This window comes from Ferrovum myxofaciens, from assembly GCF_000735045.1.
Taxonomy (GTDB): Bacteria; Pseudomonadota; Gammaproteobacteria; order Burkholderiales; family Ferrovaceae; genus Ferrovum; species Ferrovum myxofaciens.
This window is the reverse complement of the sequence record NZ_JPOQ01000237.1, coordinates 1-253: the sequence shown is the minus strand read 5'-3', so window position 1 is coordinate 253 and position 253 is coordinate 1. Positions and strand designations below refer to the sequence as shown.

Here is a 253-nt window from a genome sequence, read left to right as displayed (position 1 = left end):
GGTCTATGGAAAAAGACAACGAAATTCGACACGGCAGGCATTGCGTTTTCAAGATGCACGTCCATTTGGTCTTTGTGGCGAAATATCGCCGCAAAGTGTTTGACGGCGATGCCATCGACCGGATGCACCGGATGTTCGGCAAGGTCTGCGAAGACATGGAAGCGTCCCTAGTGGAAATGGATGGGGAGGACAATCATGTGCATCTGTTGGTGGAGTATCCGCCCAAGCTGGCGGTGTCCGTACTGGTGAACAG

General features: G+C 53.0%; 1 protein-coding gene. It reads left to right on the top strand.

Going from position 1 to position 253, the window contains the following annotated elements; all coding sequences use genetic code 11:
* Nucleotides 1-5: 5 nt before the first annotated feature.
* Nucleotides 6-253 (top strand): IS200/IS605 family transposase (tnpA, locus tag IV91_RS0113055; protein WP_031599174.1); only part of this gene is annotated, 248 nt, incomplete at its 3' end.